23 protein-coding genes are annotated in these 25663 nt (G+C 67.6%); 18 read left to right on the forward strand and 5 right to left on the reverse strand.

From position 1 onward, the window contains the following. The first annotated feature begins 25 nt into the window (after window positions 1-25). From Hhyl6_RS17570 to Hhyl6_RS17610, 9 genes are all read left to right on the forward strand, one after another. The gene (locus Hhyl6_RS17570) at window positions 26-604 is read left to right on the forward strand and encodes an NADPH-dependent FMN reductase (RefSeq protein ID WP_483740543.1); all 579 of its coding nucleotides are present in this window, start codon (window positions 26-28) and stop codon (window positions 602-604) included. A gap of 364 nt (window positions 605-968) precedes the next feature. After that, window positions 969-1553 carry a thymidine kinase gene (locus Hhyl6_RS17575; RefSeq protein WP_483740544.1) on the forward strand — a complete coding sequence of 195 codons (585 nt, stop codon included), beginning with the start codon at window positions 969-971 and terminating at the stop codon, window positions 1551-1553. A gap of 39 nt (window positions 1554-1592) precedes the next feature. Next, window positions 1593-2225, forward strand: coding sequence for a YIP1 family protein (locus Hhyl6_RS17580; protein WP_483740545.1), 633 nt, complete (start codon window positions 1593-1595; stop codon window positions 2223-2225). Between the two features lie 24 nt (window positions 2226-2249). Beyond that, on the forward strand, window positions 2250-2513 hold the full coding sequence (locus Hhyl6_RS17585; RefSeq protein ID WP_483740546.1) for a hypothetical protein: 264 nt from the start codon (window positions 2250-2252) through the stop codon (window positions 2511-2513). A gap of 65 nt (window positions 2514-2578) precedes the next feature. Next, window positions 2579-4825: an OB-fold nucleic acid binding domain-containing protein gene (locus tag Hhyl6_RS17590; RefSeq protein ID WP_483740547.1), complete on the forward strand. Its 2247-nt coding sequence runs from the start codon at window positions 2579-2581 to the stop codon at window positions 4823-4825. A 41-nt stretch (window positions 4826-4866) separates the two neighbouring features. Then, window positions 4867-5355 carry a cupin domain-containing protein gene (locus tag Hhyl6_RS17595; RefSeq protein WP_483740548.1) on the forward strand — a complete coding sequence of 163 codons (489 nt, stop codon included), beginning with the start codon at window positions 4867-4869 and terminating at the stop codon, window positions 5353-5355. A gap of 48 nt (window positions 5356-5403) precedes the next feature. Further along, window positions 5404-7143, forward strand: a complete 1740-nt coding sequence (locus Hhyl6_RS17600) for a cation:proton antiporter (protein WP_483740549.1) — start codon at window positions 5404-5406, stop codon at window positions 7141-7143. A 73-nt stretch (window positions 7144-7216) separates the two neighbouring features. Further along, complete coding sequence (locus Hhyl6_RS17605) at window positions 7217-7810, forward strand: FxLYD domain-containing protein (protein ID WP_483740550.1); 594 nt, start codon at window positions 7217-7219, stop codon at window positions 7808-7810. A gap of 107 nt (window positions 7811-7917) precedes the next feature. Beyond that, window positions 7918-9582 (forward strand): tRNA uridine(34) 5-carboxymethylaminomethyl modification radical SAM/GNAT enzyme Elp3, encoded by a 1665-nt coding sequence (locus Hhyl6_RS17610; RefSeq protein WP_483740551.1) that lies wholly within the window; start codon window positions 7918-7920, stop codon window positions 9580-9582. A gap of 134 nt (window positions 9583-9716) precedes the next feature. On the opposite strand, the gene Hhyl6_RS17615 is transcribed toward Hhyl6_RS17610, so the two are convergent. Continuing rightward, window positions 9717-10091, reverse strand: coding sequence for a DUF7994 family protein (locus tag Hhyl6_RS17615; protein ID WP_483740552.1), 375 nt, complete (start codon window positions 10089-10091; stop codon window positions 9717-9719). A 60-nt stretch (window positions 10092-10151) separates the two neighbouring features. On the opposite strand from Hhyl6_RS17615, the gene Hhyl6_RS17620 reads away from it, so the two are divergent. After that, on the forward strand, window positions 10152-10613 hold the full coding sequence (locus Hhyl6_RS17620) for an SRPBCC family protein (protein ID WP_483740553.1): 462 nt from the start codon (window positions 10152-10154) through the stop codon (window positions 10611-10613). 17 nt (window positions 10614-10630) lie between these two features. Here Hhyl6_RS17620 and Hhyl6_RS17625 read toward each other — a convergent pair whose 3' ends face one another. Continuing rightward, on the reverse strand, window positions 10631-11458 hold the full coding sequence (locus Hhyl6_RS17625) for a hypothetical protein (RefSeq protein WP_483740554.1): 828 nt from the start codon (window positions 11456-11458) through the stop codon (window positions 10631-10633). Between the two features lie 183 nt (window positions 11459-11641). On the opposite strand from Hhyl6_RS17625, the gene Hhyl6_RS17630 reads away from it, so the two are divergent. Continuing rightward, window positions 11642-12352, forward strand: coding sequence for an MBL fold metallo-hydrolase (locus Hhyl6_RS17630; RefSeq protein WP_483740555.1), 711 nt, complete (start codon window positions 11642-11644; stop codon window positions 12350-12352). A 69-nt stretch (window positions 12353-12421) separates the two neighbouring features. Beyond that, window positions 12422-13456 (forward strand): NAD(P)/FAD-dependent oxidoreductase, encoded by a 1035-nt coding sequence (locus Hhyl6_RS17635; protein ID WP_483740556.1) that lies wholly within the window; start codon window positions 12422-12424, stop codon window positions 13454-13456. A 9-nt stretch (window positions 13457-13465) separates the two neighbouring features. Here the strand turns inward: Hhyl6_RS17635 and Hhyl6_RS17640 are convergent, their stop codons facing one another. Continuing rightward, entirely contained in the window at window positions 13466-14512 is a 1047-nt protein-coding gene (locus Hhyl6_RS17640) for a hypothetical protein (RefSeq protein ID WP_483740557.1), read from the reverse strand. An 80-nt stretch (window positions 14513-14592) separates the two neighbouring features. Between Hhyl6_RS17640 and rqcH the strand changes: the two genes are divergently transcribed. The 5 genes from rqcH (at window position 14593) to Hhyl6_RS17665 (ending at window position 20859) form a co-directional block, all read left to right on the forward strand. Continuing rightward, window positions 14593-16734: a ribosome rescue protein RqcH gene (rqcH, locus tag Hhyl6_RS17645; protein ID WP_483740558.1), complete on the forward strand. Its 2142-nt coding sequence runs from the start codon at window positions 14593-14595 to the stop codon at window positions 16732-16734. Window positions 16735-16839: 105 nt separating this feature from the next. Beyond that, window positions 16840-17541: a DUF4013 domain-containing protein gene (locus tag Hhyl6_RS17650; protein WP_483740559.1), complete on the forward strand. Its 702-nt coding sequence runs from the start codon at window positions 16840-16842 to the stop codon at window positions 17539-17541. A 209-nt stretch (window positions 17542-17750) separates the two neighbouring features. Beyond that, window positions 17751-18473, forward strand: a complete 723-nt coding sequence (locus Hhyl6_RS17655) for a DUF4013 domain-containing protein (RefSeq protein WP_483740560.1) — start codon at window positions 17751-17753, stop codon at window positions 18471-18473. A 39-nt stretch (window positions 18474-18512) separates the two neighbouring features. Continuing rightward, the gene (locus Hhyl6_RS17660; RefSeq protein ID WP_483740561.1) at window positions 18513-19580 is read left to right on the forward strand and encodes an mRNA surveillance protein pelota; all 1068 of its coding nucleotides are present in this window, start codon (window positions 18513-18515) and stop codon (window positions 19578-19580) included. Between the two features lie 121 nt (window positions 19581-19701). Further along, complete coding sequence (locus tag Hhyl6_RS17665; protein WP_483740562.1) at window positions 19702-20859, forward strand: sensor histidine kinase; 1158 nt, start codon at window positions 19702-19704, stop codon at window positions 20857-20859. Window positions 20860-20862: 3 nt separating this feature from the next. Here the strand turns inward: Hhyl6_RS17665 and Hhyl6_RS17670 are convergent, their stop codons facing one another. Together Hhyl6_RS17670 and Hhyl6_RS17675 are read right to left on the reverse strand one after the other, a co-directional pair. Beyond that, window positions 20863-21621: an MBL fold metallo-hydrolase gene (locus tag Hhyl6_RS17670; protein WP_483740563.1), complete on the reverse strand. Its 759-nt coding sequence runs from the start codon at window positions 21619-21621 to the stop codon at window positions 20863-20865. A 301-nt stretch (window positions 21622-21922) separates the two neighbouring features. Beyond that, window positions 21923-22726, reverse strand: a complete 804-nt coding sequence (locus Hhyl6_RS17675) for an ArsR/SmtB family transcription factor (protein ID WP_483740564.1) — start codon at window positions 22724-22726, stop codon at window positions 21923-21925. 168 nt (window positions 22727-22894) lie between these two features. Here Hhyl6_RS17675 and Hhyl6_RS17680 point away from each other — a divergent pair, with 168 nt between their 5' ends. Then, window positions 22895-25645, forward strand: a complete 2751-nt coding sequence (locus tag Hhyl6_RS17680) for an ATP-dependent helicase (protein ID WP_483740565.1) — start codon at window positions 22895-22897, stop codon at window positions 25643-25645. Window positions 25646-25663: the final 18 nt, after the last annotated feature.

Here is a 25663-nt window from a genome sequence, read left to right on the forward strand (position 1 = left end):
TACCCGCCGAGCGTCTGTCCCGAATATGTCCAGACCGCACGTCGTCGGCATCACCGGCAGTCTCCGCGACGGTAGCTACACCCGCATCGGCGTCGCGCGTGCCCTCGACGCCGCAGAGGAGACGGGCGCGACCACCGAACTGCTCGACCTGCGGGAGTTCGACCTCCCGGTGTTCGACCCAGACGACCGGGAGGCGGGCGACGCCGTCGAACTCACCGACCGAGTCCGCGAGGCCGACGCCATCGTCCTCGGGACGCCCGTGTATCACGGGTCGTACTCGGCCCCGCTGAAGAACGCGCTCGACTACTGCGGGTTCGACGAGTTCGAACACAAGACGGTCGGGTTGCTCGCCGTCGCCGGCGGCGGGTTCCCCATCACCGCGCTCGAACACCTCCGGTCGGTCTGTCGCGCGCTCAACTGCTGGGTCATCCCGCATCAGGCCGCCATCCCGCGAGCCAGAAACAGCGTCGAGGACGGTCGGATAGTCGACCCCGACGTCGAGGAGCGCGTGGCGACGCTCGGCGAGGAAGCGGTGCAGTACGCGAACATCGAACCCGACCCGCCGTGTTTCGAGAGCACGGAGAACGTCGGCGCGGACGATTAACCGCGAGGACCGCGAGAGCGTGTGCGAGCCGTGAGCGTCCGGGGCGAAGGTGCGGACGATTAACCGCGAGGACCGCGAGAGCGTGTGCGAGCCGTGAGCGTCCGGGGCGAAGGTGCGGACGATTAACCGCGAGGACCGCGAGAGCGTGTGCGAGCCGTGAGCGTCCGGGGCGAAGGTGCGGACGATTAACCGCGAGGACCGCGAGAGCGTGTGCGAGCCGTGAGCGTCCGGGGCGAAGGTGCGGACGATTAACCGCGAGGACCGCGAGAGCGTGTGCGAGCCGTGAGCGTCCGGGGCGAAGGTGCGGACGCCTGACCGAGCGGACCGAAACGGATTTTTCGCCCCCGTCCCCCGAACTGACAGGATGCACGCTATCACGCGGAGCGGGTGGGTCGAGGTGGTCACTGGCTGTATGTTCTCGGGGAAGACCGAGGAACTGCTCCGACGGCTTCGACGGGCGGAAATAGCGGGCCAGTCCGTCGCGGCGTTCACGCCCGCGATAGACGACCGCTACGGCGAGGCGAGTATCGGGTCACACGACGGTCGGCAGTGGGAGGCGACGGTCGTGGACCCCGAGGACCCCCTCCCGGAGATGCGTGCGGCGCTGAACGGCGAGGACGTCGTCGCCGTCGACGAGGCAAACTTCTTCGAGGCGTCGCTGGTCGACGCCTGCGAGACGCTCGCCGACGAGGGCCGCCGCGTCGTCGTCAGCGGCACCGACCAGACCTTCCGGGGCGAACCGTTCGACCCCCTTCCGGACCTCGTCGCCCTCGCGGAGTACGTCGAGAAGTTTCAGGCCATCTGCGCGAACTGTGGCGAACCCGCGACACGGAACCAGCGACTCGTCGACGGCGACCCCGCCCACGTCGAGGACCCGACCATCCTCGTCGGCGCGAGGGAGTCCTACGAGGCGCGCTGTCGGGAGTGTCACACGCTCCGGCGGGACTGACTCGCAACCGTCTTACTCGGCGAGTCAGTAGGGAGCGACGTGACACAGTGGGTCGAGAACCCGACGGGCGGGCGCGACCGGGGACCGAGCGCACTCGTTCGCGCGTGGGCCGAGATTCTGGTGCGGCCCCGCCGCTTCTTCCGCACGGGGGTCGCGCCCGGTGACCAAGCGCCGGGGCTGGTGTTCGCGGCGCTGGTCGTCCTCGTCGAGGAGGCCAGTCGGTTCCTCGTCGTGGACCTCGCGCGCCGCGGCGTCGTCTCGACGGGGCCGTTCCCGTACCCCGCTATCGGGGACTTCACGCCGGGCATCGCGGTGCTCGCGTTGCTCGGCATCATCGTCTTCGTCACGCCGGCGACGGTTCACCTGACGGCGGCGCTCCAGACGCTCCTGTTGCTGCCCGTCGCGCCGGACCGCGCGGGCGTCAGCGAGACCGTGCAGGTCATGTGCTACGCGATGGCACCGTGCCTGCTGGCGGGCCTGCCCTCGCCCGAACTGCGCGTCCTCGTCACGGCGTGGGGCGCGGCGCTGTACGTCGTCGGCACGGCAGTCGTCCACGACCTGCGCGTCGGCGTCGCGGCCGTCGTGGCGGCGCTCCCGGCGGCAGTGGTCTTCGGCTACGGGTTCCGCGGGTTCGACGCCGCCACGCGTCTCCTCGGTACTGGTGGCTTTTAGGTATCGGCGGCGCTCAGTGCCGCCATGCTCAGTCTCGACATCGAGCAGTTCATGCTCGAACTGAAAGACGGCGCGTTCAAGAACGTCGGCCCGTCGAACAAGCAGGCGACTATCAAGATGTACGACGTCGAGGGCGTCGACGTTCGGGAGTACGGCGACAAGCGCGTGAAACTCGCCTTCGAGGACGAACAGGGGAGCGAGATAGAGGTCGCGTTGTTCCCAGAACAGGCTAGAGCGGTCGCAGAGGGGCTGGAACTCCTCGAATCGGAGAGCGAGATGTTCGACTGAGAGGCGGCCACACCCTCGCGCGTAATTCGACAACCGTTTTAGGCCCGAAATGCTTCGTCCGGGCAATGGGTTCGTGTATCATTTGCGGCACGTCTGTCGAAGGACGCATCTGTGACCTCCACGAGGAGGACGCCGTATTCGAGTTCAGAGGCACCAGTCCCGACCAGCTCTCGGTCGGTCGCTACTACCGCGGCAGCGTCGACGGCTTCGCCGAGTTCGGCGTCTTCGTCGACATCGGTGACAGCGTCACCGGTCTCCTCCACCGGAGCGAACTGGACCGTCGCCTCGACTCCCTCGACTGGGACTCGGGCGACGAGGTGTTCGTGCAGGTGAAGAACGTCCGCGACAACGGCAACGTCGACCTCGGCTGGTCGATTCGCCAGTCCGAGCGCGAGTTCCGCGGCGTCCTCGTCGACGACCCCGACGTGGGCCACTCGACGCTCCTCGAAGACGAGGCGGAGGCCGACGAGTCGGGAAACGCTGACGGGGACGCGGGGTCGTCCCAGTCCCCCGAGGCGACCGACGACGGCCCCTCGCAAGCGAGCGACGACGGGGCCGAGATGGCCGCCGACGCCGCCGACGAGAACGGCGAGGACGCGACGGACGCGGGCGACGAGGGCGCGGAGGCGACCGCCGGTGCCGTGAGTCAGACCGGCGACGCCGACCGCGTGAACGGTGCCGGCGGGACCGTCGGCCAGTCCAGCGAGGACGCCGAGACCGACGGCGCGTCGGCCGGCGGCGCAAACGCTGCGGTCGTCGAAGCAGAGGAGACTGACAGCGAGGAGACGGCGGCAGAGGCGACCGAAGACCGGCAGACCGTCGCCGTCACCGCTCTCGGCGACCACGTCGGCGAGGACCTGCGCCTCGAAGGCGAAGTCGTCGGCGTCCGGCAGACGTCCGGCCCGACAGTCTTCGAACTGCAAGACGAGACCGGCACCGTCGACTGTGCCGCCTTCGTCGAGGCGGGCGTCCGCGCCTACCCCGACGTCGAGGAGGGCGACGTGGTCCGCCTCGACGGCGAGGTGCGCCGACGCCGCGGCGAGATTCAGGTCGAGACGGAGAGCCTGACCGTCCTGGAAGCAGCGGAGCGCGAGGCCGTGGAACAGCGACTCGCCGACGCGCTCGACGACGAGGCCCGTCCCGAGGCCGTCGAACCGCTCACCGACGACGCCACCGCGGAGGCTCTCTCCGAGGACCTCGTCGAGGCGGCGACTCACATCCGGAAGGCGGTCCTGACCGACCGCCCCGTCATCGTCAGGCACGCCAACACCGCCGACGGCTACCTCGCCGGGAGCGCCCTCGAACGCGCGACGCTCCCCCTCGTCACCGACCAGCACCGACGGTCCGACGCGCAGTACCACTACTTCGACCGCCGACCGCTGGAGGGCGGCGTCTACGACATGGACGACGCGACGAAGGACACGACGACGATGCTCGACAACCGGGCGCGCCACGACGAGACGCTCCCCCTGTTCGTCTTCGTCGCCGCCGGCGGCACCCGCGAGAGCCTCGACGGCTTCGAACTGTTGAATGTCTACGGCGCACCGACCGTCGTGGTCGACGACATCGACGTCGACGACGAAGTCACGGCCGCTGTCGACGCCGTCGTCTCGCCGAGTCTCGCCGACGCGCCCGACACGACGGCGACGGCGCTCGCGGCCAACGTCGCGGCCCACGTCAACGACGAGGTGCGCGAGGACCTGCGTCACTTGCCCGCCGTCAGCGTCTGGGAGGAAGCCCCCGAGGCGTACCTCGACGCGGCCAGCGAGGCCGGCTACGACGAGACGGCCGTCACGCAACTGCGCGAGGCCGTCGCGCTGGAGGCGTACTACCAGTCCTACGAGGACAAGCGCGAACTCATCACCGACCTCGTCTTCGGCGACGACGAGGACGACGTGGGCGGACTCGCCGGCCACGTCGCCGAGCAGTTCCGCGAGAAGGTCGACGAGGAGGTGTCGACGGCCCGCGCGAACGTCGACGTCCAGACGGTCGCGGGCAGCGAGATAGCCGTCCTCGACACGGACGCCTACTCCCACCAGTACGAGTTCCCGCCCGAGACGCTCCTGCTGGACGAACTCCACCGGGAGATGCGCGACGACGTCGACGCCGTCGTCGGCGTGGCGACGGACACGCTGTACGTCCGCACCGACGCGGACGTGGACCTCCACGAACTGGTCGACGCCGTCGAAGCGGCCGTTCCCGAGGGTGGCGTGGCGACCCGGAGCGTGCGTGAAGGCTCCATCCGCTACCTCGCCGGCGAGCAGTCCGCGGTGCTCGACGCGACGCTGACGGCTCTCAGCGACGACCTGTAACGACGGCAGTACTTTTTACCGGGGGCGGCGGAGACGTAGCTATGCCCGACGGTCCCGTCAACGTCGACGACGTGGAGTGGACGGACTACGAACACGGTCGGCGCGCGTTCAAGCGCAAGCAACTCGGGGACGCCGCCGGCGGCGAGACACTCGGCGCGAGTCTCTACGAAGTGGCGCCGGGCAAGCGCCTGTGGCTTCGCCACTACCACGAGGGCAACGAGGAGGCGATACTCGTCCAATCGGGGACGGGGACGCTGTGGCTCGGCGCCGACGCCGAGGAACACGCGCTCGAAGCGGGCGACTACGTCGCGCTCCCGGCGGGCGAGGCGTCTGCCCACGAAATCGAGGCGGGAGACGACGGCCTCCGCCTGTTGATGGTCTCCACCATGCAGGAACCGGACATCACCGTCTACCCCGACAAGGAGATGGTCGGCCTGTACGCGGGGGCGGCCCCGGGCGGCGACAGCGACGAGCGGACGATTTCGACGTACCTCGACTTACACGCCGAGATGGAGTACTGGGACGAGTAGTCCAGTGCCGGGCCACTATTTAACAGGCCCACGCCGAAACCGTTCCCAATGGCAACTGGTGGTATCTCCGTCGCCCTGTTGGCCGACCTGCTCGCGGTGTTCATCATCGCGGCCGGCGTCGGCATCTTCGTCGCCAAGGTAGGCCGGTTCCCCTACACTATCGCCCTGCTCATCGCGGGCTTCTTGGCCTCGATAATCGGCGTCACGGTGGAGATAGAGCTCTCGCACGACCTGATTCTGCTCGTGCTGTTACCTCCGCTCCTGTTCGAGGGGGCGGCCACGACAGACCTCGAACGGTTGCGCCGGAACCTCTTCCCGATACTCCTACTGGCAGTCGTCGGACTGTTGGCCTCCATCACGGTGGTCGGGGTGGTCGGGGCCCGACTGTTCCCGGGGTTCGACCTGTTGGTGGCGCTGTTGTTCGCGGCGATGATACTGCCGACGGACCCGGTGTCGGTGCTGGCGCTGTTCGAGGAACTGGGCGCACCCGACCGACTCTCGACGCTGGTGGAGGGCGAGAGCCTCGTCAACGACGGCGTCGGCGTCGTCGTGTTCTCGGCGCTTCTGGGCTACGTGGGGTCGACCGGCGGGAACGGGTCGGAACTGTTCACGCTCTCGGGCCTCGGGGAGTTGTTCGCCGACATCATGCTGGTCTCGGGCGGGGGACTGCTGGTCGGGTTGGCCGGTGGCGTCCTCGCGTACTCGGTCATGGCCTCGCTGGACGACCACATGACCGAGATTATCCTCACCATCATCCTCGCCTACGGGGCGTTTCTGCTGGCGGAACACTACGCCGCCGACGTCCTCGGATTCCACCTCTCGGGCGTCATCGCCACCGTCGTCGCCGGCCTGTTCGTCGGGAACCGCGGTGCCGAGTCCGCGATGAGTCCGCAGACGAAGATAGCCATCTTCAACACGTGGGAGACGGCGGCGTTCATCGTCAACACGTTCATCTTCCTCATGATAGGCGTGACGACGCCGCTCGGCGACTTGCTCGACAACGCGTACCTCATCGCCGCGGCCATCCCCCTCGTCCTCGCGGCCCGGGCCGCCGTCGTCTACCCGCTCTCTGCGGTCACCAATCGGTTTACGAACCCCGACGTGCCGCTGAACTATCAGCACGTGATGGTCTGGGGTGGACTGCACGCCTCGATACCCATCGCGCTCGTCCTCGGACTGCCGCCGTCCACGCCGATGCGGACGGAACTCCGAGCCATGGTGTTCGGCGTCGCGGCGTTCTCGCTCGTCGTACAGGGGTTGACGATGTCGAATCTGCTGGACGCGCTGGACATCGTGACCAAGAGCGACGCTGAGGAACTGTTCGAACTGCTCGTCGGCCGCGCTCGCGCCGTGGACGCCGCCCTCTCGGCCGTCGAGGACCTCCACGAGAGCGGCGACATTCCACAGAACGTGTACGACGACTTCACGGCCGAGTACGAGGAGGAGAAAGCCCAGTTGAACGAGGCCATCGCGACGCTGATGGGGCAGAACCCGGAACTGCGCAAGGAGCAGATTCTGGCGGGCGAACGCCGCATCCTCCAGCGAGAGAAGAGCGCCCTCATGGACTCGATGCGCACCGGCGTCGTCTCCAGCGACGCCGCCGAGGAACTCATTGAGGAGGTGGACCTCAAACTCGACCGAGTGCAAGAGGGCCAGCGGACTGTCTCGGAGCGAGAGGAGGGGTACGAGGAGTTCTGGCGGCATCGGGCCGAGGAGTTCGGCCTCTCGGTCGGCGAGTCCGGCGACGCCGACGGTGGTGGTTCGGACGGGGCGGCCGACGAGACGTAGGGGCCGGCGACCTTGCACACACAGGCCGCAGTCACTTCCCTTCGGCGAGTTGTACTCCGATGGGATTCTCACCATGACTACGCGACGAAGATTCATCCGAGCGCTCGGTGCCTCGACTGCCGCAGTCGGTCTCGCTGGGTGTTCGGGCGACGGCGGAAGCGGCGAGGCTGAGGACCAGACCGAGACACAGGCCACCGGAACGGAGGCGCAGACGACGGCGAGCGTCGACCAGAAGTTCGACCCCGTCAACATGCAGGGCGACTCCCCGGAGGACCTCGGGAACGGCGTCACGTTACTGAGCCACTCCGCGTACGAGACGGCGGAGAACGTCGGTGTGACCGGCGTCGTCGAGAACACGGGGGACGAAGCGTTCACGAACGTCACGGTCACGGTCGACCTGATGGACGGCGACGAACGGGTCTCACGGTTCGTCGACACGACCGCCGAGGAAGTAGAGAAACTGGTTCCGGGCCTCCAGTGGCGGTTCTGGGTGACGTTCCAGAACGAGGAGCTCACCGACTCGATGCGCTACGTCATCGACGTGGACGTCGAGACGGCTGGCGGAGAGTCGGGGACCGACTCCGCGGGAACGGAGACGGTGAACGTCGACGGGACCGAGACGCGGACGGCGACCGAGAACGGGACCGCCACGGAGACGAGTACCTGACGCCGTTTCGTCGGCCGTTCCCGGGCGCCTCGCTCGCCCGGGCGTCGAGTCGTGCAGAGCCGAGCGACACGCTTATTCGCCCGAGACGACGATGTGGCGTAACGCCGATGAGCACGGAGACGCCCGACACAGAGGAGACGGAGGCCTTCCAGCAGGTGTGTGCGGAGCTGGTGGACCGCATCCTCGCCGGCGACGTCGAACGCGACGAGGTCGAACAGGCCAAGATGGAGGTCTGTCGGGAGTTCTCGGCCCCGAAGGTCCCGAAGAACTCCGAACTGCTGGACTACGCGCCACAGGAGCACCGCGAGGTGCTGGAGGAGGTGCTCCAGCGCAAACCGGTGCGCACCGCGTCCGGCGTCTCCCCCATCGCCATCATGACCTCGCCCGAGCGGTGTCCCCACGGGAAGTGTCTGTACTGTCCCGGCGGCCCGGACTCGGAGTTCTCCTCCGCGCAGTCCTACACCGGGCACGAACCGGCCGCCGCCCGGGGCGAGCAGAACGACTACGACCCCTACGGGCAGGTCACCCTCCGACTGAACCAACTGCGGGAAATCGGCCACCCGGTCGACAAGGCCGAACTCATCATCATGGGCGGGACGATGACCGCCCGGAGCCACGACTATCAGGAGTGGTTCGTCAAGCGGGCCTTGGAGGCGATGAACGACTTCGACGTGGACGCCGAACCCACGCCGGCGGAGGACGTGAGTTTCGCCGAGGACCCCGAGGAGTACGAGTTCCGCTATCTGGAGGACGTCGTCGCCGAGAACGAGACGGCCGACGTGCGAAACGTCGCGACGACGTTCGAGACCAAACCCGACTGGTGTGACCCCGAGCAGATAGACCGGATGCTCCGCCTCGGCGGGACGAAGGTCGAAGTCGGGGTCCAGACGACGTTCGAGCGCATCAACCGAGAGATGCACCGCGGCCACGGCGTGCAGGCGAGCATCGACGCCAACCGCCGCCTGCGTGACTCGGCGTTCAAGGTCGGCTTCCACATGATGCCCGGGCAACCGGGGATGTCCAAGGAGATGTGTCTGGAGGACTTCCGGCGCATCTTCTCGGAGTCGCGGTGGAAACCGGACTACCTCAAAATCTACCCGACGCTCGTGGTTCCGGGCACCGTCACCTACGACTGGTGGCAGAAGAACGACTTCGACCCGCTGGACAATCAGGAGGCGGCCGAACTCGTCGCCGAAATCAAGGACATGATTCCCCGCTACACCCGCCTCCAGCGGGTACAGCGGGACATTCCCGCGGACTTCATCGAGGGCGGCGTCTGGAAGTCCAACCTCCGGCAGTTGGCGTGGCAGGAGATGGAGAAACACGGGTGGTCCTGCGACTGCATCCGCTGTCGGGAGGCCGGCCACAGCGACGAGGTGGCCGAGGACGTGGAACTAGACGTGATGACCTACGAGGCCTGCGGCGGCACGGAGCACTTCATCTCGTTCGAGGACTTCGAGAACGACGTCCTCGTGGGGTTCTGTCGCCTGCGGTTCCCGAACGACCCCGTGCGTCGCGAACTTCGGGACGCCGCCCTCGTCCGGGAACTCCACGTCTACGGGAACTCGGTCGGCGTCGGTCAGGCCGCGGGCGACGACGACCACCAGCACCGTGGCTACGGCAAGCGACTCCTCCGAAAAGCGGAGGAACTGGCACTCGACGCGGGCTTCTCGAAGATTGCCGTCATCTCGGGCATCGGCGTCCGTGAGTACTACCGGAACAAACTCGACTACGTGCAGGACGGCCCGTACGTCTCGAAGCGACTGGAGTGAGGACGGGTCGAGTGGAACGAGACCCGCTTTTTCGCCCACGTTTTTCGACGAGTGGTTCGCGACCGTGGGGAGCGTACCCGAGGAACAAAAATGTGGCAGCGACGGCCCGTACGTCTCGAAGCGGTTGGAACGACTCACACTCTCCCGTACTTCTCTCCGAGTCCAGCTATCCCGAACAGCACCGCGCTCAGGCCGCCGAAGACCACCAGCGCCGTGTAGAGCAGTCCCTCGGCACCGGGCGGACGGCTCGCGAGCCCCCCGAAGATAGCGAAGCCGACGGCGACGTCGCCGAGACCGCTGCAGTCGTGCAGGTCGAGACGGTGGCCACCGATGACGACGGTGCGGTCGGTTGCGGCGAGGAGGAACAGGCACCCGGCGAGCGCGAGGAGGCCTGCGAACGCCGTCGCGCCGGGGCCGGCCGTCAGCGCGCCCGGTCCGAACAGGGCGGCGAGGAGACCGACCGCGGCCAGACAGAGGAGCCCAGCGAGCAGGTTCAGGCGGTTCGCCACGCCTGCCCATCGGGCCGGAGTCGGAAATCCGATGCGGCTTCGGCCCGGACGAACCGATGGATGGCCCGAATCCACCGGGAGACGTTCGTCGACGCGCCCAGAGAGCGAGTGTTCGACCTCGCGCGACACGTCGAGGCGCACGTCGCCACGATGCCGAACGAGGAGGCCGTCGCCGGGAGCGGTCTGCTCGGCCCCGGCGACACGGTGACCTTCCGAGCGCCGCAGTTCGGCGTCCCGTTCGAACTCACCGCCGAGGTGGTCGAGTTCGAGCGTCCGGCGCGGTTCCGTGACGTACAGCGGCGCGGCGTCTTCGGGTCGCTCTCGCACGAACACACGTTCGAGTCCGCCGACGGCGGGACGCTGATGACCGACGACGTCCGCTTTACGATGCCTCTCGGGCCGCTGGGCCGTCTCGGGACGCCCGTGGCTCGCAACCGCCTGCGCCGACTCGTCGACTACCACGCCGAGGCGCTGAAAGAACTGGCCGAAGGTGAGAACTGGCGTCGGTTCCTCGACGACTGAGTCCCGATATCGGGGAATCAGGACCGCTCTGCGACCGAACTGTTCAGCAGTTCCTCGGCCAACACGTCGACGCCCAGTTCGTCCTCACCAGGGGTCGCAGACGTCTCGAACCCGGCCGGTTCGGCGGGTGGGCCACCCCGACTCCCGCGTGGCGGCGGGCCGTGCGCGTAGACGCCGTGGGGGTTGGGGAGCGTCCAGACGTGCATCATACAGGGGGTCCGACAGGGGAGGCGAAACCCGGTGTCGCCCCCGTCGCCCCACACCTGCTGGAACTTCCACCACGCGTAACGGCCCGGGAGACCGACGTGGTGGTGCCACGGGGAACACCGCTCCTCGTCGTCTTCGTCGTCGCCGTACACCGACGGCGGGTCGGCCAACCGCTCGCCCTCGCGGGTCGCGACGAACATCGCGCCCATCGGTCGCCACCACTTGTTGTCGACCATGATTGCCGCCGGTCGGGCCGCGTCGAGTATCGAGTCGTCGCCGACGTATCGGGGGTTCAGCCAGTGGGACCACCCGCCCTCGTCGCCGTCGGTCAGCAGGTCGAAGTACGGGACGAACCCGCCGGACAGGAGCGCGCCGACGGTGTCGAACTCGCTGTCCAGCGCCTCGCCGACGGCGTCGCGCAGTTCCCGGGTCCGCGGATGGTCGTCGGCACAACCGGCCATCGTCGACCCGTCGCAGTCGCGCATCGCGGGTCGCGTCGTGGCGTCGGGACACCCTCGCGTGAACGAGATGCTCCGGGTCGTGGTCGAACTCGCCCCCGCGGAGAGTCCGAGGACGCCACCGGAGGCCCGCAGGACGTCTCGCCGGGACATCGACCCATCGTTCGATTCTTCAGGCATGTGGTGACTCGGCACACACCACGATTCAATAAACAATCAGCGACTATCGTCGGGCGGTTTCGAATAAGGTCGGCTTATCAACCTGCCGCCTCCCGACGTATCGATTTCGCCCGTGGCCGGTCATGGGAGGCATATTCTCACACGATTCCGTGCCGTTTTGCCGTTCGGCGACCTGTTACACGTATGGTTCGTCGTCTCGGCGAGGGGGTGTGGTTACTCGAACTCGGACTCGTAGCGCCCCTCGCGTCCAACGCCTATCTCGTCGACGAGAGCGCCTTCGACGGGGAGAGCGACGCCCTCGTCCTCGTCGACACCGGTCTCTGGTGGAACGAACCCACAATCGTCGACGAACTGGCGGCCGTCGGCTACGGCCCGGCAGACGTCGACCGGGTCCTCCTGACCCACTACGACCTCGACCACGTGGGCGGCCTGAACCGACTCGTCCCGGAGTTCACCGGCCCGGTGTCCGTCGGGAGCGAGGACCTCGCGCTACTCGAAGGTCGCTCGGACCCGGCACTGCTCCACCACAAGGGGCTCTTTCACCGCGCCAGCAGGCGCCTCTTTCCCCTGCCGGACCTCGCGCTGGAACCCGTCGAGGAGGGCGACGCCGTCGGCGGGTTCACGGCCTACCACACGCCGGGCCACAACCCGGGACACGTCGTCTACCACCACGCGGACGCCTCGGCGGCGTTCCTCGGCGACCTCGTCTGGGAGGACGACGGCGGCCTGACGACGCCGTTCTGGGGCGACTCCTACGACATGGACCGCCTCCGAGGGAGCGTCGGTGACCTCGCGGCGCGCATCCCGCCGTTCGACATCGCGGCGATGGGGCACGGGGACCCCCTGACGGCGGACGGCGACGACGCTCTCGAGGCCCTCGCGGCCGCCGTCTGACCACCCCGCGGCGTGGGGCCGACGTGGTGTGGGTGTGGTTATTTACTCGCGCCGACCGTCCGTCTGTATATGACAGCGCAGTTGGCAGTCGTCGGTGCCGGCGGGGCCGGCGCCGCGGCCACCTACGCCCTCAGAGACGAACCGGTCGAGGTCACGGTGCTCGAAAAGAGCGGCGGCGTCTGCGGCCGCGCCGCCACCCGTCGAAAGGGCGACTGTACCTACGAGTACGGCGCGAACTACCTCAAGGACGACGACGACCGCGTCGCTGAACTGGTGACGGAGACGCTCCCGACCGACGGCCTCGTGGACGTCGAGGAACCGGTGTACGCCTTCGACCGGACCGGCGGCATCAACGAGGGCCGGGAGGAGGAGGACCACAAGTGGACCTACGAGGACGGTATCACGCAACTCGCGAAACGCCTGTTCGCCGAAACCGACGCGACGGTCCACAACGGCGTCCGCGTCCAGACCCTCGACCGACTGGACGACGGGTGGCGGGTCGTCGACGACGAAGGCACGGACCGCGGGCGGTACGACGCCGTCCTCCTCACGCCACCGGCACCGCAGACGGCCGACTTGCTGGGACAGGCCCAGTGGGACCACGACGACTGCCGGGACATGCGACAGGCCATCGCCTCGGTCCCCTACCGCACCGTCATCGCGGGCGTGTTCCACTACCCGTTCGAACTGGACGTCCCGTGGTACGCCGCGGTCAACGCGGACATGGACCACGACGTCGGGTGGATTGCCCGCGAGGAGTGCAAGGACGGCCACGTCCCCGACGGCGAATCGCTGTTGCTGGTCCAGATGAACGAGCCGTGGTCGGTCGCCAACTACGACGAGCGACCCGACCAGATGCTGTCGGCCATCGCCGAGCGAACCGCGCACCTGCTGGACGACGAGCGCCTGACCGACCCGGACTGGACCGACTATCAGCACTGGCGCTACTCCCAACCGGAGGACAGGGTCGACCACGGCGCGTTGACGGGCGGTGCCGACCACGACCTCTACTTCGCCGGCGACTGGGTGGCGGGCGAGGCACGACTCCACGCGGCGGTTCGCAACGGCTTGGATACCGGAGCGGACATCTCGTCGACCCTCTGAGACCGCCGCTCAGGGAGTCTGCGTGATCGTGTGCTCGCCCGACCGCACCCCGACCCGGTAGCCCGTCCCCTCGAAGGAGAAGGTCCGAACCCCGAACTCCGGATAGGACGGGTGTTGCCGGGTGTGCAGGACGACGTTCGTCACGTCGGAGTCGTAGGCGGCGAGGAGGTTCCGCAACGGGGGGTTGACGACTGCTTGCTCGGGGAGGATTCGCGGTGCGGAGACCCAGTCCGGCACCGGTTCGAGGACGTACGTGACGGGCGACCCGAGTCCGGGGTCCGCCTCGACGGTAGCGACGCCCCCATCGCGGTCGATGCGCTCGACGGATTCGGTCGGAGTGAGTGCGACCGAAGGGCCCTGCAGTCGGAAGCGCGACCCGACGGCGACCGGGCGGTGGGTCTCGGCGTCGTCCAGCCACCCGGCGACGACGAAGGCGTAGACGCCGCCCCCGAGGCCGGCGACGGGAACGCGGGTCACCGACCCGTCGAGTTGGATGCCGGTCGACTCGTTTCGCGGGTCAAGACGTGCCGCCGACCCGTTGTCGATGGCGAGTTCCCACCGCCGACGCTCGCGGCCGCCCGTCGCGTCGAACTCCGCTTCCGTGTCGATGGTGGTCGGTCGAAGCCTGTGCCACTGGCCGTCGACGTACTTCTGGAGGGACCACGGCGGATGGAGGCCGGAGACGGAGAGGTCGCGCCCGGTGTAGAACCGGAACGTGAGGGCGGCACGCGGGAGCGTCGGCGCGCCCGCCCCGCCCGAGACGCTCTCGACGACGAGGCCGAGAGGGAGGTCCGCGGACTCGGCGCGCGCGCCACAGAGGCGCGTCACGTCCTCGACGGGGGTGGGGAAACCGGGGCACGACACGCCGCCGACGGACGCCCCTCGACTCGCCGACCCGTCGCCGGTGGGGACGGGTGCCGGCGTGACCGACTCGGTCCCGGTCGAAGCACGGCCACGCCGGCCCGGACAGCCAGCGAGGGCGCTCCCGAGGGCCGCTCCGACCGCCGCGAGGAACCGCCGTCGTGACGCCGGCGGCGAGGCAGACGCGTCGTCCATACTCGCCGGTTGCCCTCCTGACCGTAATCGGTTTCGACCGGTCCCGACAGGACTTTGCGTCGGCGCCGACAGCCACCGACATGGACACGAAGCGGGAACTGACGAGCGTCGACCTCGCGGCTCTCGAAGGCGAACTCGCCGACTACGAGGGCGCGAAACTCGACAAGGCGTACCTCTACGCCGAGGACGACCTCGTCAGACTGAAGATGCGGGACTTCGACCGCGGCCGGGTCGAGTTCCTCATAGAGGTCGGAGACGTCAAGCGCGCGCACGTCGCGGCGGCCGAACACGTCCCGGACGCACCGGGACGGCCGCCGGACTTCGCGATGATGCTGCGGAACCGCCTGTCGGGGGCGGACCTCGTCCGCGTCGAGCAGTTCGAGTTCGACCGCATCATCGAACTGGAGTTCGACCGCGAGGACGGCTCTACGACCATCGTGGCGGAACTGTTCGGCGACGGGAACGTCGCCGTCCTGGACGATTACGGCGAGGTCATCGACTGTCTGGAGACGGTGCGCCTGAAGTCCCGGACCGTCGCGCCCGGGGCGCCCTACGAGTTCCCGTCGGCGCGGTTCAACCCGCTGACCGTCGACTACAAGGGCTTCGTCGCGCGCATCCGCGACTCCGACTCGGACATCGTCCGCACCCTCGCCACGCAACTCAACTTCGGCGGCCTCTACGGCGAGGAACTGTGTACGCGGGCGGACATCGAGTACAACGTCCCCGTCGAGGAGGTGACCGACGAGCAACTCGAACGCCTCTACGACATCGTCACGGACCTCGGAACCCGGTTGCACGAAGGGGACCTCGACCCGCGAGTGTACTACGACACGCCGGATGGCGTCGAGGACACCGAGGAGCACCGCCAGCGCGTCGACGTCACGCCCGTCCCGCTGGCGGAGTACGAACACCTGTACAGCGAACGCTTCGACGAGTTCAACGACGCGCTGGACGACTACTTCTTCAACTTCCAGCGGGAGGAACAGGTCGAGGGCGGCGAACCACAACGCCCGGACTTCGAGGCGGAGATATCGAAGTACGAACACATCATCCAGCAACAGGAGGGCGCTATCGAGGACTTCGAGGCCGACGCCGAGGCCGAGCGCGAGAAGGCGGAACTGCTGTACGCCCGCTACGACCTCGTCGACGAGGTGCTCTCGACGGTCCAGCAGGCCCGGGCGGACGACGTGCCGTGGGACGAAATCGAGTCGACGTTCGCGGAGGGCGCAGAGCGCGGCATCCCGGCGGCGGAGGCCGTCGTCGGCGTGGACGGCAGCGAGGGGACCGTCACGCTGGACGTCGACGGGACCCGCGTCACCGTCGACGCGAGTCAGGGCGTCGAGAAGAACGCCGACGAACTCTACCAGGAGGCGAAGCGCATCGAGGGCAAGAAGGAGGGCGCGATGGCGGCCATCGAGGACACGCGCGAGGACCTCGAAGACGTGAAACAGCGCCGCGAGGAGTGGGAGGCGGACGACACCGAGGTCGGTGCCGAAGCCGAATCGGACGAAGACGACGAGGACGAACCCACCGACTGGCTCTCGGAACCGTCTATCCCCATCCGCAAGAACGAGCAGTGGTACGAGCAGTTCCGCTGGTTCCACACGTCCGACGGCTACCTCGTCATCGGCGGCCGGGACGCCGACGACAACGAGGAACTCGTCCAGAAGTACTGCGAGCGGGGTGACAAGTTCTTCCACGCACAGGCCCACGGCGGCCCCGTCACCGTTCTCAAGGCTACCGGTCCGAGCGAGCCCGCGAAGGAAGTCGACTTCCCCGATTCCTCGCTGGAGGAAGCGGCGCAGTTCGCCGTGTCGTACTCCTCGGTCTGGAAGGACGGGAAGTTCGCCGGCGACGTGTACATGGTCGACCCGGAGCAGGTGTCGAAGACGCCCGAGAGCGGGGAGTTCTTGGAGAAAGGCGGGTTCGCCGTCCGCGGCGACCGCACGTACTTCGAGGACACGCCCGTCGGCGTCGCCGTCGGCATCACCTGCGAGGACCAGACGCAGGTCATCGGCGGCCCGCCGGCGGCCATCCGGCCCGCGGCGGCGACGAGCGTCACCGTCGAACCCGGCCAGTTCGCGCAGAACGACATCGCGAAACGGCTCTACCGGGAGTTCAAGGACCGCTTCGCCGACGAGACGTTCGTCCGGAAAGTCGCCAGCCCCGACAAGATTCAGGAGTTCCTCCCGCCCGGTGGGAGTCGGATGGTCGACGAGTAGCACGGCTCACGCAAGTTGATATACTTGTCGGCCGTAGTATAGGTGAAGATACACGGAGCGCCGCACGGACAGACCGGCACTCCGGCCGTGTCTCGGGAGCCCACAATGTTTCAAGAAGCCATAAACTACCCACGGAACAGCGACAGCGCGGTCAAGAACATCGCCATCGGCGGGCTACTGCTGTTCGTCAGTTTCCTGCTCGTCCCGACGTTCCTCGTGTTCGGGTATCTCGCCCGGACCCTCCGGAGCGTCATGAGCGGCGTCGAGGAACCGCCGGAGTTCGACGAGTGGGGTGAGATGCTCGTCGACGGCCTGAAGGTGTTCGCCATCGGGTTCGTCTACGCGTTGATTCCCACCGTCATCGCCCTCGTGGCGGTGTTCGCCACCGGCATCACCGCCGGCATCGGCGGGAACAACGGCGGCACGGGACTGGCAATCGGTCTCATCGCCATCGTGACGGCGCTCCTCGTGGCCCTCGTCTCGCTGCTCATCGCGTACGTGATTCCCGCGGCCGTCGTCGCGTGGGTCCGCACCGAGCGCCTCGGCGCGGCGTTCTCGCCGGCGGAACTCCGCCCGATGGCCTTCAGCCGAACCTACGCGACTGGATGGGCCGTCGCCTTCGGTATCAGCCTGCTGGGCGGTATCGTCATCGGCGTGCTGAACGTCGTCGTCATCGGTGCCATCCTCGCCCCCTTCATCACGTTCTACGCGAACGTCGCCGGGGCCCACGCGATTGGCTCGGCGGTCCGGGAGATGCCCGCCGTCGAGGAGGGTCCCGACGCGCCCGCCAGCCAACCGGCGGCCTGAGCGACTGACCGGTTCTGTTCGAGTTTTGTTTTGTAGCGACCTGTACGCGAGTGACATCTATCCCGTCAGCGTCTGGCGTGCGACCTGTGAGGTCCTGTCAGCCTGTGTTTATCCCCTCGGCAGTCCAACACTACCACGTTACTGCCACGCCGGGCCGACGCCGACCGCACTCGTTCGCGCCGCTGACGGAGGCGGTGACGGAGACAACCATGTTCGAAGACGCACTCAGATTCCCGTGGAAAGGCGAGAAGAACGTCGAGACGCTACTGGTCGGCGGCGTGTTGAGTCTGTTGGGGTTCCTGTTCGTTCCGCTCCTGTTCGTGTACGGATACCTCGTCCGGGTCATCCGACAGGTGGCGGCGGGCGACACGGAGGCCCCACCGGAGTTCGACGACTGGGGTGACCTCCTCGTTGACGGCGTGGTCGCGTTCGTAATTTCGCTCGTGTACCTGCTAGTGCCCGCGATAGCTATCGCCGTCGCAGCGGCCCTGTTCCTCTTTCCCGTCGCCGTCGTCGAGGGTGGGGCCGGGCCGCGGTCGGGACTGCTCGCCGTCGCCGGTCTCGTACTCGCCCTCGCGGTGTTGGCCGTGACGCTCCTGCTGTTGCTGGCGGCGCTGTACCTGTTCCCGGCGGCGGTGGCCGCCTTCGCCCGAACGGGACGGTTCGGCGCGGCGTTCTCGCCCCGGCAACTGCGCCCGGTGGCGGGTGACGGGCGCTACGCGACGGCGTGGGTCGTCGCCGTCGCTATCGGCTTCCTCGCACAGGTCCTCTCGGGGGCCGTCGCCGCCACGGGTATCGGCGCTCTCCTCGTGCCGTTCGTCGTGTTCTACGGCAACGTCGCCGCCGCGTACGCCATCGGGGCGGGCGTCGCGGACCTGGACCTGCCCGAGGAGACGGACGAGGACGCGACGGCGGGGCAGGCGGCGGTGTGAATAGCAGGGCACTTGAGGCCGGACGGCACACCTTCCGCTATGCAGATAAAGAGCCGGGAGGCCACCGGCGAGGGTCGCGAACGCGTCGAGGTGGTCCCCGAGACGCTGGACGACCTCTGGCACCTCTCGCACGTCGTCGAACCCGGCGACCACGTCTCCGGCGACACCACGCGGCGCATCCAGCGCAACGACGACACCCTCCGAGATAAAGGCGGGGAGCGCGAACCGATGTGGCTCGAAATCGAGGTGACGGACGTGGAGTTCGCCAAGTTCGCCAACCGACTCCGGGTCGGCGGGGAGATAATCGACTGCTCGCGCGAGGACCAACTCGGTTTCCACCACACGCTCAACGTCGAGGAACACACCGAACTGACCATCGAGAAGCGGTGGAAACCGGACCAGAACGCGCGACTCGAGGAGGCCGTCGAGGCCACCGAAAACCCGGACGTGGCCATCGCCACCGTCGAGGAGGGCGAGGCCCACGTCCACACCGTCGCCCAGTACGGCACCGAGGAACGCGCGTCCATCACGTCGACGACGGGAAAAGGCGAGTACGCCCGCCCACGAGAGGAACTGTTCGCCGAACTCGCCGCCGTCCTGAAGCGGCAGGACGTGGACGCGTACATCCTCGCTGGACCGGGATTCACGAAACAGGACGCACTGGACTACTTCGAGGACGAGATTCCCGAGATAGCCGAGCAGATGACCGTGGTGGACACGTCGGCCGTCGGCGACAGGGGGGTCCACGAAGTGCTCAAGCGCGGCGCCGTCGAGGACGTCCAGCAGCAGACTCGCATCGCCGAAGAGGCCGACCTCATCGACGAACTGATGGCCCGCATCGGCGAGGGGAGCGAGGTGGCGTACGGACCGGAAGAGGTCGCCAAAGCCGCCGATTTCGGCGCTATCGAGACGCTACTGGTGCTCGACGACCGCCTGCGTGAAGAGCGGTCCGGTGAGGGAGACTGGGACGTCGACGTCGACCACATAATCGAAACCTCGGAGCAGAAGGGCGGGTCGGTGACCGTCTTCTCGGCCGAGTTCGCGCCCGGCCAGCAACTCTCGAATCTCGGTGGCATCGCGGCGCTGTTGCGGTATCGGCTCGAGTGAGCGGGCACTCGACTGCGTCGCTGGCCGCTGAATCGGTAGTATCGTTTTTAGTAATCGTCCGAAACGGTTTTTCCGCTGTCCCACTGAGTCTCCGATACACTCCTGGTGAGGGTGGGTTCGGATGGTATTCGAAGAACAACCAGACTTCGCGCGACAGGTGGCCGACCTGAACAAGTACGGCCAGGCGCTCAACCGCTGTGGGACCGTCGAGGAGGTCGTCTCGATGACGCTCGAAGCGATGTCGCTGCTCTTTCAGTTCTCGTACTCGACCTTCGTGGAGGTCCGTGACGGGGAGCCGCGCGTGGTCCACAGCACGAACCCGCGACTGGGGCCGGGGGCCCAACCGAGCGACGTCGCCGAACGGGCGTTCGCGGAGGGGGATACAGTCGTGGCTACCGGTGACGAGGCGGGGATGACTGCCGACTCGGACGTGACTGCGACGCTCGCCGTGCCAGCACAGGTGGGCGGCGAGGTGACGGCGATTCTCGTCACGCGGTCGACGTCCGTGGACTCCTTCGGTGAGGAAGACAGCCGTCCGCTGGAGATTCTCGCCTCGCACGCGGCGACGGCAATCAGCAACATCCGTTCGCGGGAGCGCCTCGAACGGGCGCGGCAGGACTTGGAGACGCGCAAGGAGATGATAGAGATGTACGACCGCCTCCTGCGACACGACCTCGGGAACGACCTGCAGGTCATCGCCGGCTTTGCGGACGCCGTCGCGATGGAGGTGGACGGGCAGGCCGAGGAGTACGTCGGGAAGATTCAGCGGGCCGCCCGGAGTTCGGCCGACCTCATCGAACGGGTGGGTTCGCTCGTCTCGACGCTCGAAGAGCAGGACGAACCGGAACCCCGCGACCTCGGGGCGATACTGGAGACGACCCTCACGGAGGTCGAGGCGAACTACGACTCGCTCTCGGTGTCGTTCGACCCGACGGCGTTCGATTACCGGGTGTACGGCGGCGAACTGCTGGACTCCGTGTTCACGAACCTCGTCTCGAACGCCGCCGTCCACAACGAGGGCGACGTGCAGATGCGGGTCTACGCCGAGGAGAACGGCGCCGACGAGGTGGTCGTCGGGTTCGCCGACGACGGGAGCGGCGTCCCCGAACACCTCCGCGAGGATATTTTCGAGATGGGGGCGAAGGGACCGGACAGTTCGGGGAGCGGGTTCGGCCTCGGGTTCGTCCGCGCGCTGACGGAGTCCTACGGGGGGAGCGTCAGCGTCGGCGACAGCGAACTGGGCGGGGCCGACTTCCGGGTGACGCTCCAGCGAGTCTGAGGGTCAGCGTCCGTCGACGGTTATCGTGAGGCCGTCCTCCGCGAAGCGCACGTCGCCGTCGTAGCGTTCGCCGAGCGACGCCAGCATCTCCTCGTGTCGGCCCTCGGTGTGCGGGTACAGGTGAGTGAGATAGACGCGGCCCACCTCGGCGTCGGCCGCCGAGAGCGCCTCGCCGAGCGACGACGGCGTCGGGTGGTTCGAGACGTCCACGTCGTCGGGGAACGAACAGTCGTGGACGAGGACTGCGGCACCGCCGGCGAACTCGACGAGGTCGGCGAACGCCTCCGAATCGCCGCTGAAGGCCATCGTCGGCCCGCCGTCGTCGGGGGTGAGCCGATAGGCGAAACACTGCATCGAGTGACGCGTCTCGACGCGGTCGGCGTCGAATCCGGCAAGCGAGAACTGCCCGTCCACGTCCCTGAGCGTGAGGTCGAGTCGCCCCTGCATGTACTCGTGGACCGAGAGGAGGTCCTCCACGAGTGCCGTCGTTCCGGGGGGACCGGCGACGGTCAGGTCCGTCTCTCCGGCCAGCCACCGGGCCTTCAGCAGGACGTCGAGGTCGGAGACGTGGTCGAGGTGGTGGTGGGTCAAGAGGACGGTGTCGACCCCCTCGTAGCCGCGGTCGGTGCGGGCGAGCGCCGAGAGGACGCCGCTGCCACAGTCGACGAGGAGGGCGTCGTCACCTGATTCGACCAGATACCCCGACTGGGCGCGGGTGCCCGTGGGCATGGCGCTGCCGGTACCGAGAAACGTGAGTCGCATAGGGGGGACCACCGCTTCGAGGGGCAAAGGTATTGGTGTCGTCAGCGGGGGAGGGGCGGACCGCGTTGGAGGGTGGGGAGAGCGGGGACCGCACAGGGCGCGTCAGCGGAGGGGTGGGCAGGCAGGTGGCCGCCGGCGGGGACCGGTGGGGCGGTGACGGGGGAGTGCGTCACCGGGTCAGGGCGGACCGTAGTGAACCGGGTCGCCCCGCGACGGCGCACTTAGTGATAGCAAGGGGTGTACAAAAAGTCCATCTGAGGCTCAAAACGAGTTTTGAGCGACCGAAAACCGGGGCCGGCGGTCAGTAGTCGGTGTACGCCAGCGTCACGGCGACGATGGCGACGACGAGTAAGCCGCCGAGGAAGAAGGTCACGGCCGGGTCGACGTCGAACCCGCCACCGCTCGCGGCGGTGGTGGCCACCTCCGTGGCCGCGTCGAGGGCCTCGGGTTCCTCCGTCGCAACGTCGGTGGGAGTCGGGGTCTCGGTCGCCTCGGCGATACTGACGCCGCCGCCGTCGCCCGACGTCGTCGCGGCTTCCGTCTCCGTCGCCACCTCCGTCGGCGTCGGGGTCGCTTCGCTTCCCTGTGAGGAGACCTGTCCGCCGTCCCCACCGCCGCCCCCGCTCTGGGCCCCGTCGCCGGAGGCGCTCGTCCCGAACGGCAAGGGGAGGTTACCGAGGAGGAACTGCATCACGACGCTCGCGGCGGTCAGGATGCCGACGGCCGGCATCAGCCGTTTCACGAGGGACTTCAGCGACCGCTTGCGGTCTTGCGTGCCGACGAACAGCACGAGGGGGTCGTCCGGGGGTTCGTACACCTTCATCTCTTGACCCTTCTCGGAGTACTGGGTCCCGGCGACGGTGATGAGCTCCTCTGTTTCGAGCTTTTCGAGGTGGTAGGACACCTTCTGGATGGACATCCCCAGTCGGTCGGCGAGTTCGGAGGGCGTTCCCGGGTCGTCGTAGACGGCGTTGAGTATCTCGCGGGCCGTCTCGGAGGAGAGCGCGTCGAGGACAGCGGAGACGTCGTCGTCGACACCGACGATTTGGAGTTCCCCGTCCTGTGACGCGCTCGCGTCGGGGCCACGCGAGGGCAGCAGGGACATACTCCACTCACCGAAGTCCAGCGTAATGAATCTCGTGGAGACTCCGACGCGTATTTGACTGTCTGGGCGGGCCGGCTAACTCTGTGTTAACCGACCAGTTTCGCCCGGTACCTAACTATCGTGGCGGAACCCACTTCCCCTCACGGGTCCACCGAACCACCAGAGCCAATGGGAGGACGAGAGCGCCTCGCGGCGACCGACCCGGCGTTCGACCCGGAGTCGGTCGCCATCGACGACGCGGACGTGCTGGACCGCCTCGCCCCGGTCGTACGGGAGTGGTGGGTCGAGCAGTTCGGCGAGTACGTCCCCGGGAACGGTGGCTTCTTCACGCCGCCCCAGAAGGAGGCCATCCCGCTCATCCACGAGGGAGAGAACGCCCTCATCTGTGCGCCGACGGGGTCGGGCAAGACGCTGGCCTCCTTCACCGGCATCATCAACGAACTGTTCGAGAAGGCCCGCGAGGACGAACTCGACAACTCCGTCTACTGTCTGTACGTCTCGCCGCTCAAGTCGCTCGCCAACGACATCCACCGGAATCTGGAGGTGCCGCTGGACGGCATCACCGACAAACTCGACGGACGCGGCGAGGACGTGGAGATTCGCCACGCCATCCGCCACGGCGACACCAGCGACAGCGAGCGACAGGCGATGCTGGAGACGACGCCGCACATCCTCAACACGACGCCGGAGACGCTCGCCATCCTGCTGAACTCCCCGAAATTCAAGGAGAAACTGGAGACGGTCGAGTACGTCGTCGTCGACGAGATTCACAGCCTCGCCGAGAACAAGCGGGGGACCCACCTCTCGGTGTCGCTGGAGCGACTGGAGGCGATGGCCGAGACCTCGCCCACGCGCATCGGCTGTTCGGCCACCGTCGAACCGCTCGACACCGTCGCGGAGTTCCTCGTCGGCCGCGAGGAACCGGGGGGCGAGTCCCGTCCGTACGAAATCGTCGACACGCGGTTCGCGCGGGACTTCGACGTCGAACTGACCTGCCCGACCGACGACCTCATCGACACGCCCAGCGACGTCGTCACCGAGCGGTTCTACCGGGAGCTCCACGAGCAGATTCAGGACCACACGAACACGCTGGTCTTCACGAACACCCGGTCTGGGGCCGAACGCGTCCTCCAGAACCTCCGGGAGCGCTACGACGAGTACGACGAGACCAACTCCGGGTGTCACCACGGGTCGCTCTCGAAGGAGAAGCGACAGGGCATCGAACAGGCGCTGAAGGACGGCGAGTTGGACGTGGTGACCACCTCGACGAGTCTGGAACTGGGCATCGACATGCCGTACATCGACCTCGTGGTGCAGGTGGGGTCCCCGAAATCGGTCGCCTCGCTCCTCCAACGAGTCGGCCGCGCCGGCCACCAACTCGGCCAGACCGTCGAGGGCCGGGTGGTCGCGCTGGACCGGGACGAACTGGTCGAGTGTGCGGTGATGTTGAAGAAGGCCGAGGAGGGGTTCGTCGACCGGGTGTTCGTCCCCGAGAACGCACAGGACGTGGCGACACAGCACGTCTACGGCATGGCTATCAATCAGGTTCGGCCCGAACGGGAGGTCCGCGGCATCCTCGAACGGGCCTATCCCTACCGGAACTACGCCGACGAGTCGTGGGCGCAACTGTGTCGCTACCTGACGGCGGACTACCCCGGGATGGAGGACCGGAACGTCTACGCGAAGATTTGGCGGGACGAGAACGACCCGCCCGACGGCGAGTACCACTACGAGGAGTACGACGTGGGCGAACCGCTCGTCGGCAAGCGGGGCCGTCTCGCCCGGGTCATCTACATGACCAACATCGGGACCATCCCCGACTCGTTCACCTGTGACGTGTTCACCCGAAGCGGCGACGAGTGGGTGGGGCAACTGGACGAGGCGTATCTGGACACGCTGGAACAGGGCGACGTGTTCGTCCTCGGGGGGTCGAACTACGAGTACCGCTACCGGCGCGGGTCGAAGGTGTACGTCGACCCGACGAGCGCCCGGCCGACGGTGCCGTCGTGGTTCTCCGAGCGCCTGCCGCTGTCGTACGACCTCGGACGGGAGGTGCTCGCCTTCCAGCGCGAACTGCTCGGAAAACTCGAACGCGGCGGCATGTCGGAGGTCCGGAACTGGCTCCGAGACTTCCCGCTGGACGAGAACACCGTCCGCGCCGTCGCTCGGATGTTCCGGGAGCAAGTGGCCTACGCCGGGTCCGAGAGCGTCGCCACCGACGAGCGTCTGGTCGTCGAGGAGGCGATGGACCACGACGAGTACGAACGGCGCTACTACGTCCACTCGAACTACGGCCGTCGGTTCAACGACGGTCTCTCGCGACTGCTCGCCTACCGCGTCGCGCAGGCGGCCAACGCCAACGTGCAGGTCGCCGTCGCCGACAACGGCTTCACGCTCTCGATGCCGCTGAACCGCAAGGTCGACGTCCAGCGCATCATCGAAGGTATCGACCCCGAGGACGTGCGCGAGGACCTGCGGGCGAGTCTCGACGGCACCGACCTCCTCCAGCGGTACTTCCGCATCAACGCCACGCGCTCGCTGATGATACTGAAACGCTACAAGGGCTACGAGAAGTCCGCCAGCGAACAGCAGGTCTCCTCGGAGATGTTGCTCGGGTTCGCCGAGAACCTCGGGGACTTCGCCGTCGTCGAGGAGACCTACCGGGAGATACTGGAGGACAAACTGAACGTCGCGGGCATCGAGGACGTCTTGTCGGACGTCGAACGCGGCGCGGTGGACGTCGAGTCGATACGTGTGGACTCGCCCTCGCCCCGGGCGTTCGGACTGGCGACCCTGCTGGCCAGCGACGTGGTCCTCGCCGAGGACGAGTCCGCCGTGCTGGCGGAGTTCCACCGACGGGTCCTCGACGAAATCGATGACGAGGCGGACGTCGGGCGGTCGGCGGCCACGGACGACTGAGCAGGTACCGAACGGTCT

It is taken from the genome of Haloarcula sp. H-hyl6 (genome assembly GCF_056934455.1).

Bases quoted from the DNA above. Each gene is read 5' to 3' on its own strand.
- Hhyl6_RS17570 (WP_483740543.1), top strand. From the start codon at position 26: ATGTCCAGACCGCACGTCGTCGGCATCACCGGCAGTCTCCGCGACGGT.
- Hhyl6_RS17575 (WP_483740544.1), top strand. From the start codon at position 969: ATGCACGCTATCACGCGGAGCGGGTGGGTCGAGGTGGTCACTGGCTGT.
- Hhyl6_RS17585 (WP_483740546.1), top strand. From the start codon at position 2,250: ATGCTCAGTCTCGACATCGAGCAGTTCATGCTCGAACTGAAAGACGGC.
- Hhyl6_RS17590 (WP_483740547.1), top strand. From the start codon at position 2,579: ATGGGTTCGTGTATCATTTGCGGCACGTCTGTCGAAGGACGCATCTGT.
- Hhyl6_RS17595 (WP_483740548.1), top strand. From the start codon at position 4,867: ATGCCCGACGGTCCCGTCAACGTCGACGACGTGGAGTGGACGGACTAC.
- Hhyl6_RS17600 (WP_483740549.1), top strand. From the start codon at position 5,404: ATGGCAACTGGTGGTATCTCCGTCGCCCTGTTGGCCGACCTGCTCGCG.
- Hhyl6_RS17605 (WP_483740550.1), top strand. From the start codon at position 7,217: ATGACTACGCGACGAAGATTCATCCGAGCGCTCGGTGCCTCGACTGCC.
- Hhyl6_RS17610 (WP_483740551.1), top strand. From the start codon at position 7,918: ATGAGCACGGAGACGCCCGACACAGAGGAGACGGAGGCCTTCCAGCAG.
- Hhyl6_RS17620 (WP_483740553.1), top strand. From the start codon at position 10,152: ATGGCCCGAATCCACCGGGAGACGTTCGTCGACGCGCCCAGAGAGCGA.
- Hhyl6_RS17625 (WP_483740554.1), bottom strand. From the start codon at position 11,458: ATGCCTGAAGAATCGAACGATGGGTCGATGTCCCGGCGAGACGTCCTG.
- Hhyl6_RS17630 (WP_483740555.1), top strand. From the start codon at position 11,642: ATGGTTCGTCGTCTCGGCGAGGGGGTGTGGTTACTCGAACTCGGACTC.
- Hhyl6_RS17635 (WP_483740556.1), top strand. From the start codon at position 12,422: ATGACAGCGCAGTTGGCAGTCGTCGGTGCCGGCGGGGCCGGCGCCGCG.
- Hhyl6_RS17640 (WP_483740557.1), bottom strand. From the start codon at position 14,512: ATGGACGACGCGTCTGCCTCGCCGCCGGCGTCACGACGGCGGTTCCTC.
- rqcH (WP_483740558.1), top strand. From the start codon at position 14,593: ATGGACACGAAGCGGGAACTGACGAGCGTCGACCTCGCGGCTCTCGAA.
- Hhyl6_RS17650 (WP_483740559.1), top strand. From the start codon at position 16,840: ATGTTTCAAGAAGCCATAAACTACCCACGGAACAGCGACAGCGCGGTC.
- Hhyl6_RS17655 (WP_483740560.1), top strand. From the start codon at position 17,751: ATGTTCGAAGACGCACTCAGATTCCCGTGGAAAGGCGAGAAGAACGTC.
- Hhyl6_RS17660 (WP_483740561.1), top strand. From the start codon at position 18,513: ATGCAGATAAAGAGCCGGGAGGCCACCGGCGAGGGTCGCGAACGCGTC.
- Hhyl6_RS17665 (WP_483740562.1), top strand. From the start codon at position 19,702: ATGGTATTCGAAGAACAACCAGACTTCGCGCGACAGGTGGCCGACCTG.
- Hhyl6_RS17670 (WP_483740563.1), bottom strand. From the start codon at position 21,621: ATGCGACTCACGTTTCTCGGTACCGGCAGCGCCATGCCCACGGGCACC.
- Hhyl6_RS17675 (WP_483740564.1), bottom strand. From the start codon at position 22,726: ATGTCCCTGCTGCCCTCGCGTGGCCCCGACGCGAGCGCGTCACAGGAC.
- Hhyl6_RS17680 (WP_483740565.1), top strand. From the start codon at position 22,895: ATGGGAGGACGAGAGCGCCTCGCGGCGACCGACCCGGCGTTCGACCCG.